Source organism: Sphingomonas phyllosphaerae (genome assembly GCF_036946485.1).
Lineage (GTDB): Bacteria > Pseudomonadota > Alphaproteobacteria > Sphingomonadales > Sphingomonadaceae > Sphingomonas > Sphingomonas phyllosphaerae_E.
On the sequence record NZ_JAQIJA010000003.1, the window covers coordinates 42415 to 58400 of the forward strand.

General features: G+C 65.0%; 13 protein-coding genes and 1 pseudogene. 7 read left to right on the forward strand and 7 right to left on the reverse strand.

Annotated features, from left to right (window positions below):
* Complete coding sequence (locus PGN16_RS07505) at window positions 1–1332, forward strand: hypothetical protein (RefSeq protein ID WP_335308797.1); 1332 nt, start codon at window positions 1–3, stop codon at window positions 1330–1332.
* Window positions 1329–2435 carry a glycosyltransferase family 4 protein gene (locus PGN16_RS07510; RefSeq protein ID WP_335308798.1) on the forward strand — a complete coding sequence of 369 codons (1107 nt, stop codon included), beginning with the start codon at window positions 1329–1331 and terminating at the stop codon, window positions 2433–2435. The genes PGN16_RS07505 and PGN16_RS07510 overlap by 4 nt, the downstream gene beginning before the upstream one ends.
* Before the next feature lie 5 nt (window positions 2436–2440).
* On the opposite strand, the gene PGN16_RS07515 is transcribed toward PGN16_RS07510, so the two are convergent.
* Complete coding sequence (locus PGN16_RS07515) at window positions 2441–3295, reverse strand: GDP-mannose 4,6-dehydratase (RefSeq protein ID WP_335308799.1); 855 nt, start codon at window positions 3293–3295, stop codon at window positions 2441–2443.
* Window positions 3295–4332 (reverse strand): GDP-mannose 4,6-dehydratase, encoded by a 1038-nt coding sequence (gmd, locus tag PGN16_RS07520; protein ID WP_335308800.1) that lies wholly within the window; start codon window positions 4330–4332, stop codon window positions 3295–3297. Before gmd ends, PGN16_RS07515 begins: the two co-directional genes overlap by 1 nt.
* Window positions 4333–4497: 165 nt before the next feature.
* On the opposite strand from gmd, the pseudogene PGN16_RS07525 reads away from it, so the two are divergent.
* Both PGN16_RS07525 and PGN16_RS07530 read left to right on the forward strand, forming a co-directional pair.
* Window positions 4498–4768 (forward strand): annotated as a pseudogene (locus PGN16_RS07525) (transposase); the annotation flags it as partial.
* A gap of 112 nt (window positions 4769–4880) precedes the next feature.
* Window positions 4881–5027, forward strand: a complete 147-nt coding sequence (locus PGN16_RS07530) for a hypothetical protein (protein WP_335308801.1) — start codon at window positions 4881–4883, stop codon at window positions 5025–5027.
* 394 nt (window positions 5028–5421) lie between these two features.
* Here the strand turns inward: PGN16_RS07530 and PGN16_RS07535 are convergent, their stop codons facing one another.
* Together PGN16_RS07535 and PGN16_RS07540 are read right to left on the reverse strand one after the other, a co-directional pair.
* Entirely contained in the window at window positions 5422–6888 is a 1467-nt protein-coding gene (locus tag PGN16_RS07535) for an exopolysaccharide biosynthesis polyprenyl glycosylphosphotransferase (protein WP_335308802.1), read from the reverse strand.
* A 448-nt stretch (window positions 6889–7336) separates the two neighbouring features.
* Window positions 7337–7597, reverse strand: a complete 261-nt coding sequence (locus PGN16_RS07540) for a hypothetical protein (protein ID WP_335308803.1) — start codon at window positions 7595–7597, stop codon at window positions 7337–7339.
* Between PGN16_RS07540 and PGN16_RS07545 the strand changes: the two genes are divergently transcribed.
* From PGN16_RS07545 to PGN16_RS07555, 3 genes are all read left to right on the forward strand, one after another.
* Entirely contained in the window at window positions 7596–8012 is a 417-nt protein-coding gene (locus tag PGN16_RS07545) for an STAS/SEC14 domain-containing protein (protein ID WP_335308804.1), read from the forward strand. The genes PGN16_RS07540 and PGN16_RS07545 overlap by 2 nt on opposite strands.
* A gap of 86 nt (window positions 8013–8098) precedes the next feature.
* Window positions 8099–8479 carry a hypothetical protein gene (locus tag PGN16_RS07550; protein ID WP_335308805.1) on the forward strand — a complete coding sequence of 127 codons (381 nt, stop codon included), beginning with the start codon at window positions 8099–8101 and terminating at the stop codon, window positions 8477–8479.
* A gap of 89 nt (window positions 8480–8568) precedes the next feature.
* The gene (locus PGN16_RS07555; protein WP_335308806.1) at window positions 8569–8835 is read left to right on the forward strand and encodes a hypothetical protein; all 267 of its coding nucleotides are present in this window, start codon (window positions 8569–8571) and stop codon (window positions 8833–8835) included.
* A gap of 3 nt (window positions 8836–8838) precedes the next feature.
* Here PGN16_RS07555 and PGN16_RS07560 read toward each other — a convergent pair whose 3' ends face one another.
* The 3 genes from PGN16_RS07560 to PGN16_RS07570 all read right to left on the reverse strand — a co-directional run bounded on the left by PGN16_RS07560 (window position 8839) and on the right by PGN16_RS07570 (window position 15920).
* Complete coding sequence (locus PGN16_RS07560) at window positions 8839–10704, reverse strand: tetratricopeptide repeat-containing sulfotransferase family protein (RefSeq protein ID WP_335308807.1); 1866 nt, start codon at window positions 10702–10704, stop codon at window positions 8839–8841.
* Window positions 10705–10885: 181 nt separating this feature from the next.
* Window positions 10886–12376: a putative 2OG-Fe(II) oxygenase gene (locus PGN16_RS07565; protein WP_335308808.1), complete on the reverse strand. Its 1491-nt coding sequence runs from the start codon at window positions 12374–12376 to the stop codon at window positions 10886–10888.
* A gap of 373 nt (window positions 12377–12749) precedes the next feature.
* The gene (locus PGN16_RS07570; RefSeq protein WP_335308809.1) at window positions 12750–15920 is read right to left on the reverse strand and encodes a TonB-dependent receptor domain-containing protein; all 3171 of its coding nucleotides are present in this window, start codon (window positions 15918–15920) and stop codon (window positions 12750–12752) included.
* Window positions 15921–15986 lie beyond the last annotated feature (66 nt).

A 15986-nucleotide genomic window follows, 5' to 3' on the forward strand; every position in this document is an offset into this window, starting at 1 on the left:
ATGGTGGCCCATTTGGCAGGCGCGTACCGTACCAAGACTGTTCCGGTGCGCCGATCCTCAATTTACGACTGGGTGTCCGACGGGCTGATCAACGGCCTGTTCTTCCGCGCGCTGCTGCTGGTCGCACCAATCCAGAGCGTGCTGCTGATGCCGGTACAGGGAAGTACGCCGGCGTTCTTGCTGGTGCTGGCAGCTCCGGCGATCCTGGTCCGTGACAATCCACGATACTTGCGCCTGCTGGTTTTCTACATCAGCTTCGTGCTGCTATACTCGGTATTTCTGGCGTGTAGCCTGTCCGGATACTCGATTGACATGCCTGACATGAGCAGGCTGACCGTCATTCGTGAAATATATATCGTCGGACAATTAAAGCAGACGCATGTCACGCAGGGAATATACCTATTAACCGCGGCGGTTTTTACCTATCTAATCTACCTTTATTATCAGGAAGCGTTTCTAAAGTACGCATATGCCGGCATTATGCTACTGGCAGCATACGGTTTTTATGAGTTCGTGTTCTACGCGATATTTCACACGAACGGAGATTTCCTGTCCAACCGCAATTTTGGTGATCTGAATACGGCTGCGGCGGGAGCCGGCCAGGGTGCGTTCGCAACGGGCAGCTACCTGCAACAGTCGAACCTGTTCGGCCCTGCCTTCATGCGGCTGAAAAGCCTAGTCGGCGAGCCGTCCATGTACGCGCTGACCGTGACGCCGTTTGCGGTATATGCCTTTGGGCGGCGCTGGTGGATCATGTTTGCCGTTCTGACGCTGTCCCTGATATTGTCGACATCGACAACGGCGGTGATCGGTTTGCTGGTGGGCATATCGTACGCTGAGATCCGCCGACGACCGGAGGCGTTCGTCTATGTCGCAGCGGCGGTGATCGCAGTGGTCCTGCTTTATGCCACGGCCGCGCCGGTGCAGCAGGCCATTAATACATTGCTGATCGACAAGCTGGACACGTTGTCGGGTAACATTCGCCTGAAATCCTTCTTTTCCCATATCGCCGTGCCGTTCGACGGCAACCCGATCCGTGCATTGTTCGGCCTAGGTTTTGGCAGCGTGCGCGCTACCGATATGCTGTCAAACCTGCTGGCCAATATCGGGGTTGTCGGCTTTCTGCTTTATTCCGCGGCGTTGCTGGCGCCTTGTCTGCTACTGCGCGCCGGCGTGGACCGGCACGCACTGGTGGCGACCTTACTGGCCGTCTACTTCATGGAAATGCTGACCGTTTCCGAATATGCTTATCTACCGCCTTGGTTCATGGCCGCGCTCAGCTATGTCCGGGTACGACAGCAGCGGCAGGCGCTGTCAGCGCCGGCGTCATGAGGCTGGTTCTCAACGCCCGCTTCTTCAACCGGCCCGTCACCGGGGTGGAGCGTCTGGCGATCGAGTTGAGCCGGAGCCTGCGGGGATTGCTGGCGCAGCGCGGAGAGTCGGATTTGGAGGCGGTAGTTCCGACAGGGACGCCGGTTGCTGAAAACATCGGGCAGTTAGGCGATCAGTCACCGACCGTCCATGCTGTTGGGCGGTTCCACGGCCATGTCTGGGAGCAGACTGAACTGGTACGAGCGAAGCCCGATGCTTGGCTACTCAATCTCTGCAACACTGGACCGGCGCTTCGTCGGCGTCAGGTTCTGATAATCCACGATGCACAATTCATTCTCCATCCTGAATCCTACTCGCGCGCTTTCCGATGGTGGTATCGCTTGATGTTGACGGTCGCCAGCCGTCGGGCAGCTGTTGTGTTTACCGTTTCCAACTTCTCAAGAACTCAGCTTGAGAATTTTTACGTGATCCCACGGAGAAAATTACGTGTACTCCGCTCCGGTATCGATCATCTCGATGCGGTAATTCCGGATAAGTCTGTGCTAGAAAGAAAAAGCCTGTTAGCACGACCATACCTTCTTACGATTGGATCATTGGCCCCACATAAGAATCTGAAGATGCTTATCGATGCCTTCATTCGTGCTGAGCTGTCAGAGACAGATTTGGTGATCGCAGGCGGCGGCAATCCGCGCGTCTTCCGAGATGCGGGTCTGCGAGAGACGGCAAACATCCACTTCCTCGGCAGGGTCAGCGATGCCGAACTGAAAGCGCTATATGGTGGGGCGCATGCCTTTGCCTGCCCGTCGCTGTCGGAAGGATTTGGCCTTACACCGCTGGAAGCGATGCGCATGGGATGCCCGGTGATTGCCACCACAGGCGGGGCGGTGCCTGAGGTATGCGGTGATGCCGCACTTTACGCTGATCCTAGCGACCGTGCGGCCTGGTCTAACGGGCTGCGCCGGATTGTAGAGGACCGGACCTTGCGCGCACATCTGGCAGCAAGGGCCAGTGAGCGTGCGTCAATGTTTACTTGGGAAGAAGCGGCGCGACAGTTGCTGGACGCGATCGTCGAGCAGGAAGAGGCGGACGCACGGGCGCGCTGAGCGAGTCATGCCGGCTCTTTCCGGTACATCCACGCCAGCGTGTCGGCGAGGTCGCGCGGGCGCCAGCCCGGAAGGCTGGCCCGCAGACGCCCGGCATCCCCGCCGAGCACCGGCACGTCGTTCGCGCGGACAAAGGCGGGGCTGACCCTTACCTCCGGGCGATGGCCGCTAAGACCAGCCAGCACGTCCAGGATCTCGTCGATCGAACGCACGGTGCCCGTGGCGATGTTGAGCGTCTGGGGCGGCGCATCTTCGGCCAGCGCCAGCCCGACATAGGCGTCGGCAACTGCGCGCACGTCGCCGAAATCGCGCTTGACCCACAGATTGCCGAGCTCGATCACGGGCGCGCGGCGACGAAAGTGATCGACGACCTTGGGGATCAGATACTCCGTACCTTGGCCGATCCCAGTATAGTTGAACGGCCGGGTGGCGACGATCTCCAGCCGGTCGGCCCAGCGCCGCGCGCCCCACTCCATCGCCAGCTTGCTAACGGCGTAATGATTGGCTGGATTGGTGGGCGTGTCCTCGTCGATCAGCCCCTCGGCACCGGCGCCATAGACCTGCGCGCTGCTCGCCAGCACGCACCGTGTGTCTGGGCGCTGCCGGGCAATTGCCTCAAGGAGATGGAACGTGCCGAGTTGGTTGACGGTGTAGAAGGCTTTCCAGTCGGCCGCGTTGACGAAGGCCTTTGCCGCCAGGTGGATCACGCGGTCGAACTCCGCCTCCTCAACAGCGCGCTCGACCTCGGTCGCGTTGGTCAGGTCCGCCTCGATCGGCACACAGGTCGCGCCGGCCTGTGCCAGCGCCCCGGCGACGAAACGCCCGGTGAAGCCGCTGGCGCCGGTCAAGGCGATGCGCATCAGAACGACCAGCCGGTCTGGTTGCGGCGCATGTCGGCCTCCACCATCAACCCGGCGAGCTCCTCCAGCTGCACCGTTGGTTCCCAGCCGAGATGGGCCTTGGCCTTGGCTGGATCGCCGATCAGCAGTTCCACCTCGGCCGGTCGGTAGAATTGCGGATTGACGCGCACGAGCAGCTTGCCCGTCTTGGCATCCGTGCCAGTTTCGCTCTCTTCCTTGCCCGACCAGACGATGTCGATGCCGACCTGCTTGAACGCCAACGACACGAAGTCGCGCACCGTTTCGGTGCGGTTGGTGGCGAGCACATAGGTGTCGGGCGTGTCGGCTTGCAGCATCAGCCGCATGCCCTCGACATAATCCTTGGCATAGCCCCAGTCGCGCTTGGCATCGAGATTGCCGATCTCCAGCAGTTCCGCCTTGCCCAGTACGATCTTGGCAACCGTGTCGGTAATCTTCCGCGTCACGAACTCGCGGCCGCGCAGCGGGCTCTCATGGTTGAACAAGATACCGCTGGTGCCGAAGATGCCGAAGCTCTCGCGATAGTTCACCGTCAGCCAATGGGCATAGAGCTTGGCCACGCCGTACGGGCTGCGCGGGTAGAAAGGTGTGTCCTCCGTCTGCGGGATCGCCTGCACCTTGCCGAACATCTCGGACGTGGAGGCCTGATAGAAGCGGATGTCGCGATTGACGGTGCGGATCGCCTCCAAGAGGTAGGCGGCGCCGAGACCCGTGATCTGGCCCGTGGTGATCGGCTGGTCGAACGACACGCCGACGAAGCTCTGCGCAGCGAGATTATAGACCTCGGTCGCCTCCGACGTTTCGATCAGGCGGATCGCTGAGCCCATGTCGGTGAGATCGTATTCGACCAGCTTCAGCTGCGGGTGCTGGCTGATGCCGAGCTCGTCGATGCGCCAAAAATTGACAGACGAGGTGCGACGATAGGTGCCGTAGACGGTGTAGCCGCGGCCAAGCAGGTTCTCGGCAAGATAGGCGCCATCTTGGCCGCTGATCCCGGTGACAATAGCGGTCTTGGTCACATATATTCCTTGCTTGTTAGGACGGTCGGGCGGTGCTGGCGTACCGCATCAATGTCGGCTTTAGAGATGATCGAGTCATCTATCTAGATTGCAGTCGAGTCCGTCCGAAAACTCGTTTGCTGTCGGGTCTGAAGGTCGTGTCCGTCAACGTGGTGTAATTTGAGGATGGCAAACAACAAGGACGTGCTGGACCAGCTGCTGGCTGGCCGTGACCCGCAGGAGCGTTTCGCCAAGGACGGTCTGCTCGACGAACTGAAGAAGGCGCTGTCGGAGCGGATGCTGTCGGCAGAGCTCGACGACCATCTGGAAAGCGAAGGCGCCGCAGGCAGCATCAACCAGCGCAACGGGTGCTGACGGGCACATCGAGGAGCTGTATGGGATCGACGTCTCATCGGACCTCATCTCGAGCGTCACCGATGCGGTGCTGGAAGCAGTCTCCGTAAGATCGAGGCGGAGGAGGCGATGGTTGTGACGTTCCGACCGCACGCAATGCTGCAGCCCGACGACACCAACCGAACCACCTGTGAAGCAACGGGCAGGTCGAACGAATGAACCGGACCATCAAGGCGGTGACCGCCAAACACTTTGACGACAAAAGCCACGACCGGCTGCGGACGCACCTCGCCGACTTCATGGCCGCCTACAGCTTCGCTTGCCGGCCCGAGACGCCCGGTGGGCTCACACCCTACAAATAAATGTCCAGGATATGGGCGTCAGAGCCAGACCGGTTCATCGTCAACTCTGTTCACCAGATGCCGGAGCTAAACACCTTGGCCCGGAGCTCAGGCGGCTTACGCGCGAACCGGCCGGCCATCGATCGCGCCGAAGAAGCTGCTGCGCGCGCTGCCAAAATGATTGATTGACAACGAACATGAGAAATCCGGCATTGCTACAGCGGCGAAGGGCGGTGGCCGCCCCCTTGATCAGGTTAAATCAATTGGTGGTGGGGGCATAGACATGGTCGATGTGATGCCCCCGTCACGATCGAAAACGCGGAGGGGCGTGACCCGGTGCCGGGGATGGAGCATCGCCCGCTCATGCCATGTCGATGAATTATCAACCCGGCGTTATCCGGTCATCGTGTGAAATTTAGAACGCATTCCGGTGCGTCAACACCCGGAATGTCGCGACAATAATCCCCACGTCGCGCAAGATCGACCAGCCGGAGACATATTCCAGATCGGCCTGCAGCCGGTTGGTTAAATCCTCTTCCTTTTCCGTCGCGCCGCGAAAACCGCGTATCTGGGCAAGACCAGTCATGCCGGGCTTGACGGCGTGGCGGTGCCAATAGCGGCCGTCGATATCCCAGAACAGCCGATTTTCCGCTTTGCTTTCCAGTGGGTGCGGTCGGGGTCCGACGATGCTCATGTCACCAGTGAGCACGTTGAGGATTTGGGGCAATTCGTCGATGCTGGTGCGACGGATAAAGCCGCCCACCCGCGTGATCCGGCTGTCGTTGCGGCTGGTCGATTGACTTCCCGTGATGTCGTTCTGGGCGACCCGCATGCTACGAAACTTGTAGATGTGGAACACACGGTTGCCGAGGCCGACGCGCGGCTGGCGGAAGAAGACCGGACCACGACTTTCGACCTTGATGACGATCGCCACCAGCAACATGAATGGTAGGACAATCGGCAGGGCGATCAGCACGAGGACGAGATCAAGCCCGCGCTTCAGCATCTGGTCGGGCAGGGAAAGCGACGCACTCGCGACCTTCAGGGTCGTGGTGCCGTTGTAATGCCCCAAGCCGATTGCACCCACCTCATCCAGCTCGCTGGTCAAGATCTCGGCATTGACGTTGCTGCTTTTGAGTGCGGACACCCAGTTGGCCCGGCGCGTATGGGGGCAGACCACGATCACGCGATCAGCGGCGTGGAGACAGCGACCGAGCCGGTCCAGCATGGAGGGACTGTCCAACCGGAGCGAAATGCCGTCCCGCGCCGCATCCAGAAGAATGCTGCCTTTCTGCACCTGCGCCTGGACGCCGTCCTGGATCACCACCTCGTTGATCGTCACATCACCCAGCAAGCGATGGGCATGGATTGCCAGCCATGTCCTGTAGCAGACGATGAAACCTACGCTCATCGTCGCCCCCAACCCGACCACGCCGCGCGATACCCCGCCGACAGCCTGGAGGAAGAACGCCACCAGCCCGATTAGGCCGATCGCCAGCAGCAGCGCACCGACCGCTCTCAACGCGCTTATCCGGGCACGTGCGATCGATGCCATGGTAAAGGCATGCTGGGTCGTCGCCGTCAGCAAATACACCGGCAGGAGTGCGGCCAGCGTATCAAGCGCTTGGATATCGACCGGGTTTCCGTACCAGAATGTCGCACCCAAAGTGAACGCCAGCACGATCGCGACGAGATCACCCAGCACTGCCATAGTCTGCATAGCCAGGCGATGCTTGCGTCGTCGGGAGAGCGCGTGGATGACATCGGGTAATGCTGAGCCGTAGATGCTGGCAACTCCGGAGTGATCGGCGACCAGCGCCGATGAGGGTAACGCTGAAGTGCGATCGTCGATTTGTGACCTGTCGACAGTGGTCAGTTGCACAATCCGTCACTCCTTCGCCGCACTTGCGAAGTAACCCGCATCGCATCATGCGGCAACCCGACATCGCATTGTTATGCCTGATTACGCCCGCACCGCGTTTGCCGATCTGTCAATCACCGCCCGACCGATGAACAGACCAGCCCCGCCTCTTGCGCGGCATCGCGACGATAGATGTTGCGCAGGTCGACCAGCACGTCGCCAGTCATCGCCCCGCGCAGCCGCCTCAGGTCGAGCGCGCGGAACGCGTCTCATTCGGTCACGATCCCACCGCATTCGCACCAGTTGCCGCCTCACAGGGATTCGCGCAATAGATCAGGTCGGGCATCAATGCCTTTGCCTGCTCGGTCCCCTCGGGATCGTGCGCACACCGTCACGCCCGCCTCGACCAGCGGGGTCGCGATCGCGACGCTGGGGGCATCGCGCATGTCGTCGCTGTCGGGCTTGAACGTCAGGCTGAACAGCGCGACCGTCCGTCCGCCTCCCCATACCCGGCCACGGCCAGCGCCGCTAGCACCTTGCGACCCATCGCGCGCTTGCGGGCCTCGTTCACCTTGACCACCGCCTCGACGATGTGGACCGGGCTCTCGAAATCCTCCTTGGCTTTCAGCAGCGCCAGCGTGTTCTTGGGCAAGCACGACCCGTCATAGCCGGCGCTGGCATGGAGGAACTTGCGCCCGATCCGGTTGTGGAGGCGGATGACGCCGCGCATGTCCTTCGACGTAGAGCCCGCACGCGATCTGGTGCGGATCACGCTGGCCGGGTTCTTCACCCCCGACGATGTCGAGCGCTTCGTCGCCGCGCGCGACGCCGCGCACCGCCAGTTGCGCTGCGGCCCCAACGCGCATGTGACGCTGGTCGACATGCGCGCGATGCAGATCCAGTCGCAGGAGACGGTCACCGCGTTCCAGCAGGTGCTCGGCGACCCGCGGCAGGCGTCGCGCCGGCTGGCGTTCGTCGTCGCACGCTCGCTGGCGCGGTTGCAGATCAAGCGCGCGGCGTCCGAGCGCGAGGCGGCGTATTTCACGACCGTGGAAGAAGCCAAGGCGTGGGTGACGGGGATTAACGCTTCGGTTTACATAAGACTGCTTATCGCGACTTTTCCGCTTGTCGCTCTGCGTGCTTGACGAAGACCGCCGCTAGGCGCAGCTTCCCCTAGGGATACGAACGATCCGGATGCGGGTTATCGTCCTGAAATAGCGGGAGTTTGTTGATGAACGTCACGTCCTTCGCCCGGATCACGATCATGGCCGGCACGTTGGCATTCTTCCCGACGACCGCGCAGGCGGGGCCGGTATATTCGGCGGCGGGAACCGTGGTTCGCGCGTTGCCCGACCAGATCGCCTTCACCTATCGCCAGGACCTGCTGGCGTTGCGCAAGGTGGCGTTGCTCCAGCAACAGCGTGACGGCGGCACCTTGTCGGCGGACAGTCGCGCGTCGATCCAGACGCGGCTCGACGCGATCAACGCGCGCTATGCCCGCACGCTCCGCAACAACAATCCGCTCAGCCTCGACAGCACCGGGCACTCCAGCGGCGTCCGCACGGACGCGGACTGGACACACGCCGACCTGCTGACGACCGGCCGACAGTAAAAGCCGTTTATTTCCGGGCGGTTACCTGTTTCTCAAACGGGATTGACGCGCCCGCCGAACCGCACGACATTCGCGCATCGATCGCCTGTGTGATCCGGGGAGTTGTTGTGATGCGCTATGTTGGTGTGGGATTGGCCGCAGTGGCGATGATGTCGGCGTCGGGCGCTCTCGCGCGCGACCACAAGCCGGCGGCCGCGAACGATCCCGACAAGATCATCTGCCGTTCCGAAGAAAGCACCGGCAGCCGCCTCGCCAAGACCAAGCGCTGCATGTCCGCGCGCGACTGGGCGGCGGAAAAGGCGATCAATCAGCAAGATATCGAGCGCGTGCAGGCCAATCGCTACAAGAACAACTGACGCTCAACCGGGGTAACCGAGCGCGTCGATCCATGGCTGGAGGATCGGCATCACCGGCGCCAGTGGCGCGCGATAGCGTTCCCAGCGGGCGAGCGCGCGGGTGTAGAGCGGCTCGGTGATTTGCGCGTAACTTGCTGTTTTCACAGCGCCACGCGCCAGCGCACTGGTGCGGTGGTCGGCATAGTGCGGGTGCCATTCGAGATCGAGGAAGGCGAACAGGCCGCGCAGCTCGTTCTCGAGGTCCGCGATCATCCGTTCGTAGCGGACGCGGTGGACCTGTAGCTCGGGGAAGAGACTGATACCGCGCTCGAAGATCGTGAAGGCGGCGTCGTAGACGCGGGCGGTTTCGTCGAGGGTGGTGAAGCTGCGCATCGCGGTGTTGAGCCGGAAGTTGGCCATGAAGCAGCTGAGCACCGCATCGCACGGATGTCGTTCGACCAGAACGATTTTCGCCGCCGGAAACAGCCGGTGGATCGTCGCGATGCGCACCATGTGGAGCGGGTGCTTGTCGACCAGCAGCCGCGTGCCCGGCGGGGTGACCGCATCCGCCTGATCGAAATAGTTTTTCCTCAGCGCGGCGGCACCGGCGTCGTCGAGCGTCGCCAGACCGTCCTCGGTCAATCCCATCGACTGCGTGGCGAGCGCAAGAAACGGTTGCTCCTCAAGCACATGCACGCCCTCGGCATTCATCAGCAGCGTGTCGAGCAAGGTGGTGCCCGAGCGCGGAAAGCCGACCACGAACACCGGCGCGGCACGATGCGGATCGGGCGCGAGCGGGTGCCACGCAGCGACCCGTTGGGGCGTTAATTGCGCCGAAATTACCCCCAGCCGATCGCGATACGTGTCGCCCGGTGCGGCAGGATAGAGCGATTCCGCCGCTGCGTTCATCGCGGTGAACGCAGCGAAGGCTTTTTCGGGCTGGCCCTGCCGATCGTAGAGATCGCCGAGCAACTGGTGGCGGCGCAGCGGGTGGATTTCGTCCGGTACGCGCTCGGCCAGCGCGAGCGCCCCGGCGACATCGCCGCGCCGCCGCGCGACCCAGGCGCGCAGGAAATCCAGCTCGATCGCATCGGGCGCGCGCGCCGCCAAGGCGTCGACCACCTGCTCCAGCTCGTCGATGCGGTTGACGCTTTCGAGCAGCAGCCCGAGTTCGACGAACGCGCCGGTATAGCCGTCGGAGAGCGCGATCGCGCGCCGCAGCGCCTGTTCGGCGGCGACCGGATTCTCGCACGCGGCCTCGGCGGTGCCGAGTTCGAGCAGCACCTCGGGATCGTCCGGGGCGAGCGCGGCGGCATCGCGCATCACGCGCTGGCGCACGTCGAAGCGCCCGGCGTCGCGCAACGCCTGCGCGAGGTTGATGTAGAGCCGGACGTCGTTCGGCGCGTTCCGCACCGCCTCGTCGAACGCCGCGACCGCATCGTCGACCCGCCCCGCGGCGAGCCGCGCGCTGCCGAGGTTGTTCCACGCGCGATAGTCGCGCGGGTCGGCGGCGACGATCGCCTCGTAATCCGCCGCCTCGCCCGCCCCGGTCGCGACGCGGGCATGGGCGGCGAGCAGCCGGAGCTTGGCGTGCGCATGGCCGTCCGCGACCGCCAGCGCCTCGGCGGCGCGCCCGGCGCTCATCAACGCGGTGGCGAGATTGACGCGCGCCGCGTCGTTGCCGGGATCGAGCGCGAGCAATCGTGCGAACAGCGCCGCCGCGCGGTCGGTCTTTCCCGAATGCGCCGCGAGCAGGCCGCCGAACTCGATCAACGCGCGTTCGTCCGGGCGGTCCTGCAATGCGGTCTCGATCAGCGCGAGGCCGCCGGCGACGTCGTTGGCGCGGGCGCGCGCGGTCGCGGCGGCGATCAGCTCGGAAACATCAGTCATATCGAGGACCCTAGAGGGTGATCCTTCGAAGCTGAAGCGTCGGCGCTGCGAAACTTCACCCGTCATGCCGGACCTGTTCCGGCATCCACCGGTCCGCGAACCCGTAAGCCGTTGCGTTCGAGGAACAGTGGACCCCGGAACGGGTCCGGGGTGACGATGGAAGTTGGTCAAGCGGCGTGGCTCACACCTGAAACGGCGGCCGCGCGATGTCGAAGGCGACGGTCAGCCGCTCGCCGGCCGCGAACGGGTGCGTGCGGTGCCACATGTACGAAGGGAACAGCACCAGCCGCCCCGGCTGCGGCGCGATCGTCTGCCATGGCGCGAGCGTGTCGCCGACCAGCGTCGGGGCGTCGCCGAGGCTGAGCCAGCCCGCCTGCGCCGCCTCGCCCGGCTGCGCGTCGGGCAGCGCGACGTAACAGGCCGAGCTGATCCAGCCCGCGGGATGGACGTGATCGACATGATGCCCGCGATCGGTGAGCCGCACCGACCATGATCCGGCGAACCGCAGCACATCGCGGCGCGGCGCGAGCAGCGGATGCGCGGGGTCGGGCGCGGGCAGCGCGGCGACATAATCGGCGACCGCCGCGCGCACCGCGTCGCGCAGCCGTCCGATCGCCGCGTCCTGCCGCGCGAACAGCGGCCCGTCGGTCTGCGTGCCCCCGCGCAGCGACTGGTCGAGCGGCGCGGCGATCGTGCGGTGGAGCGTACGCAGCGTCGCGGCGAGATCGTCGATCGGGCCAAGCCGCGCGGTGAGATCGAAGACGCGCACGAAGGCCCCGCCCCGCTCCAGCCAGTCGCTGCGCGGGTCACCGGTCAGCCGCCACGCCAGCGCGGCGAGCGGCCACAGATCATGCGTCTCGCGCGCCAGCCGCCCCTCCAGCGCGGCGCGTGCGGCATCGGCGCGGCGCGCGCGCAACAGATGGCGGACATAGAAGGCGAGCGCCTCACCATCGGCGATCGGGAGCTGCGCGTGGTACAGGCGATCGGCCGCGGCGAGGTCGCCGTCCTCGGAGAAGGTGCCGGCCTCGAGCAGGTCGAGCGTGCGGCTCGCGCCGACCGCGGCGCGCGCCCGCGCGACGATGCGGCGCGCGGTCTCGCCCTGCCCGGCGCGCGCGACGGTCGCGGCATGGTCGCGCCACAACAATCCGTCGCGCGGGCGTGTCGCGAGCGCGGTCGCGTAACCGGCGGCATAGTCCGCGCGGTCGCCGGCCTGCCAGCGCAGCCGCGCGAGCGTGGCATGGCCGTCGTACCAGCCGGGATGCTGGCGCAGCACGTCGGCGAGGAACGTGATGGCGACGTCGCCCTGCCCTTCGGCGACCAGCGCCGCGGCGCGACCGAGCATCACCCCGGCGTCGAGCGGGGCGAGCGCCAGCGCACGGTCGAACAGCGCGACCGCGGGATCGCCCGCCTCGAGCGTGACGCGCGCCAGCGTGTGCGCGATCAGCGCGTCATTCGGGGCGAGCGTCCCGGCGCGGCGCGCGGCGGCGAGCGCGGCGGCGTGATCCTGCGCCGAACGCTGCGCGGCGGCGAGCAATTGCCACAATGCCGCGTCGTCGGGGGTGCGGTCGATAGCGGCGGTGAGCGCCGCGATCACGTCGGCTTCGCGCCACGACGCGGCGGCGCGGGCGACCTGCGGGGCGAGCGTGGCGGCGGTGGATGGGGTGAAGGACATGGTTTCGATCCGGCTGGGGCAACAGTTTAATTCGCTCCGTCGCCCCGGCCTCGAGCCGGGGCCCCGCTTCTTCGTGGCGATCGGGAGAAGAAGCGGGATCCCGGATCAAGTCCGGGATGACAGAGTGAAAAGTGTGCACGCTCGAAATTTGGCGCGTCACCCCGGCGAAGGCCGGGGCCCAGTTGGGAAGGTCCACGAGACGAAGCGCAACGATCATCATCGGCGTCCCCCAACTGGACCCCGGCCTTCGCCGGGGTGACGGAAGGAGTGGGTTTGGAGCGGGCGGATCGAACTGATCCGTCATTGAAAGCCCCCAACCAAAAAGGGGCAGGTCCGAAGACCCGCCCCTTTCTGTTTCCGCGTTGCCGGACCTTTACAGGTTCAGCGTCACGCCCGCGTAGATGTAGCGGCCGAGCGCGTCGTAGACGCCCGGGAAGGTGTTGCCGTTACAGACGACGCCCGGGCACGCCTGCGAGCCGGTCAGCGGCGGCTCACGGTCGAGCAGGTTGTTCGCGCCGAGACGGAACGTGTACGCGTCGTTGACACGGAACGTCATCGCCAGGTCGAAGTAGCTCTGCACGCCCAGCTCGGAGAGACCCGGACGCGGCGTGCCGCCCGGCGCCGGGCCGCTGGCGCCCGGGTTGTTGAGGTTGGTGTTCGGATCGGTCGCGTCGATCTTCACGTTGCCGAAGTAGCGCCAGCGCACCGACAGCCCCACACCTGACGGCGAGTTGAAGCTCAGACGCGCGTTGTGACGCCATTCCGGGGTCGGCTGGAGACAGGTGGTGCCGAACAGGCCGACGCAGTCGTACGAACCGCTGACGCCGGTGTCGGTGACCAGACGGTCCAGCCACGTGCCGTTGAAGTTGAAGCCCAGCGAACCCAGCCCGCCCAGCGGGTAGGAATAGCTGGCGCCGACGTCGATGCCGCGCGTCGCCAGACCACCGATGTTCTTGGTGGTGTTGGTGACATAGCCGTTCGGGGTCAGCCACAGCGAACCCGCCGAGTCACGATTGACCAGCCCGCAGAACTCGGCGTTGAGCGTCGTGTTGCAGGCGTTGAGGATCGTGTCGACACCGATCGTGGTGACCGCGTTCTTGACCTTGATGTCGAAGAAATCGACGGTCAGCGCGAAGCGCGGCAGGAACCGCGGCTGGAGCACGACACCCGCGGTGTAGGTGTCGGCGACTTCCGGCACCAGGTTCGGGTTGCCACCGATCAGGCCGTTATACTGGCTCGACGGGTTCTCCGCGACGGTCTGGCCGATGCGCAGACCCTGCAACAGACAGCCCTGGTCCGCCGCGGTCAGCTCGCGCCCCGCGCACGGATCGCCGTTGCCGCTGAGCGCGACGCGCTGCGGCGCGAACAGATCCTGCACGGTCGGCGCGCGGACGGCGCGGTTGTACCCGCCGCGGAAGCGGATGTCGCGGATCGGCGCGAATTCGCCCTCGAGCTTGTAGGTGTCGGTCGAGAAGCCACGGCCCGCCGAGGTCTTGTACGACGAGTAGCGGTAGCCGCCGGTGAACGACAGGTTGTAGATGAAGCTGTCGTACACGACCGGCACGCGAAGCTCGCCGAACACTTCCTTGACGTTGAACGAACCCGACACCGGGAGCGTCGCCGCGCCCTGGCCCGACAGGTCGCCGGTCTGGAAGCCGGTATCGGTCTTCAGGTCGAGCGCTTCCTTGCGGTATTCGGCACCGATCGCGAGGCCGAGGCCCTCGGTCGCCCACGGGCTCTTGATCCCGTATTCGCCGAGCTGGCCCGAGAAGCTGGCCGAGGCCACCTGCTCGCTGACGACGCCGCGCTGGAAGCCCGGGGTCGACAGATAGGCGACCGCCTCCGACGAAACGCTGTTCGGCGTGAAGACGTTGTAGGGGACGCAGTTCGGATCCTCACCGGTCAGCGCCGAGCGGCAGACCGGCGCGCCGCCGTTCGGGTTCGCCACGACGTCGAGCGCACGGCCGAGGCGCGCGATCGAGAAGTCGTTGAGATAGGTTTCGGCGTAGTTGGTGCGGCCGTACTGGTAGTAAGCGTCATACGACCAGGCGCTGCCCAGATCGCCGCGCGACCCGATCACGCCGCGGAAGCTGGTGTGCTGGAGGTCGTCCTGACGCGGGCCGCCTTCGACGTTGCGGCGCAGGATCTGCAGGTAGCCGCGGTTGTACTGCTGCCCGGTGACCGGATCGAAGAAGGTCGCGGCCGTGGTGTCGTTGTACACGCTGGGGTTGTAGATCGCCTGGCCGACGACGCGCTGGCCGGTCAGCTGGTTGGCGGCGTTGTTCGCGACGAGCAGGTTGTCGTTGCGGCACACGAACGCGCGCTGCGCGGCGCCCAGCAGCGGGTTGTCGCAGTTGATCGAGGTGGTGTTGCCGAAATTGCCCGACGGCGCGATCTGCGCGACGGTGCGGTCGTCCATGAACATGAACTCGGCATAGGGCTTGATCGCGTTCGACACTTCGTAGTTCGCGAAGAAGCCGGCGGTGTAGCGCTCGTCAGGCCGCTGGTAATAGTTCAGCGGGTTGAAGTTGAACGGCGTGAAGCCGCTGACGAAGGTGCCGCCGGCGCCCGGCTGGAAGATCGTCGACGTGAAGTCGGCACCCGTGCCGTCGAACGCGAAGAACGAGCCCTGCGGCGAGGTCGCCGAGCCGGCGCAGGCGTAGAGCTGGCCGTTCGCCTGCACCTGCGCGGCGGTGCGCGCGCTCAGCGAGCACGACGAATAGTCGCGCTTCGCCTGGAGCACCGGGTTGATCTTGCGATAGCCGGCATAAGCGGTGATGTGGCCGCGACCGTCGTCGAAGCTGGTGCCGAACGCCGCGGTGACGTCGACCGCGCCGCCGTCGGCGGTCATGCCGCGCGGATAGCCCGCCGGCGCGCCGTACGGCGAGTTGCTGTTGAGCGCCGGCAGGATGCCGCCGCCCCCACGGTTGTTGTGGTTGAACAGCGAATACTGCCCGTCGAGGCGGAAGCCCTCGAAATCGGTGTCCATGACGAAGTTGACGACGCCGGTGACCGCGTCGGCACCGTACACCGACGAGGCGCCGCCGGTCAGCACGTCGACGCGCTTGATGATCGCGGCGGGGATGACGTTGATGTCGACCGCGGCCGAGGTGGGATCACCCGGGACGACGCGGCGGCCGTTGACCAGCACCAGGTTGCGCTCGGCGCCCAGGCCGCGCAGGTTGATGGTGGCGATGCCGCTCGAACCGTTCGAGATGTTGCCGCTCTGCCCGGCGAACGCCTGCGGCAGCGAGTTGATGAGATCCTCGGTGCGCGTCGTGCCGGTCAGCTTGAACTCTTCGCTGTTGACGACGGTGACCGGGCTGGTCGCCTCGAGGTTCGGCGAGCGGATGCGCGACCCGGTGACGACGATGTCGCCGCCCTGTGCGGCCTTGTTGTCACCATCGGCGTTCGCGACCGGTGCCTGACCCTCGAGCGGACCCGCGCTGGCGCCGGTCGGATCGTTCGCGACCTGCGCCGCGGCGGGCAGGCTGCCCAGCATCGCGCCGGCAACGATCGTGCTGGCGAGCAGTCGACGCCTCATCGAAATCGTCTTCATAAGACCCCCATTTTGGAATAGCCGTGTTCAATCGCGCCTTTTTTCGGCAGC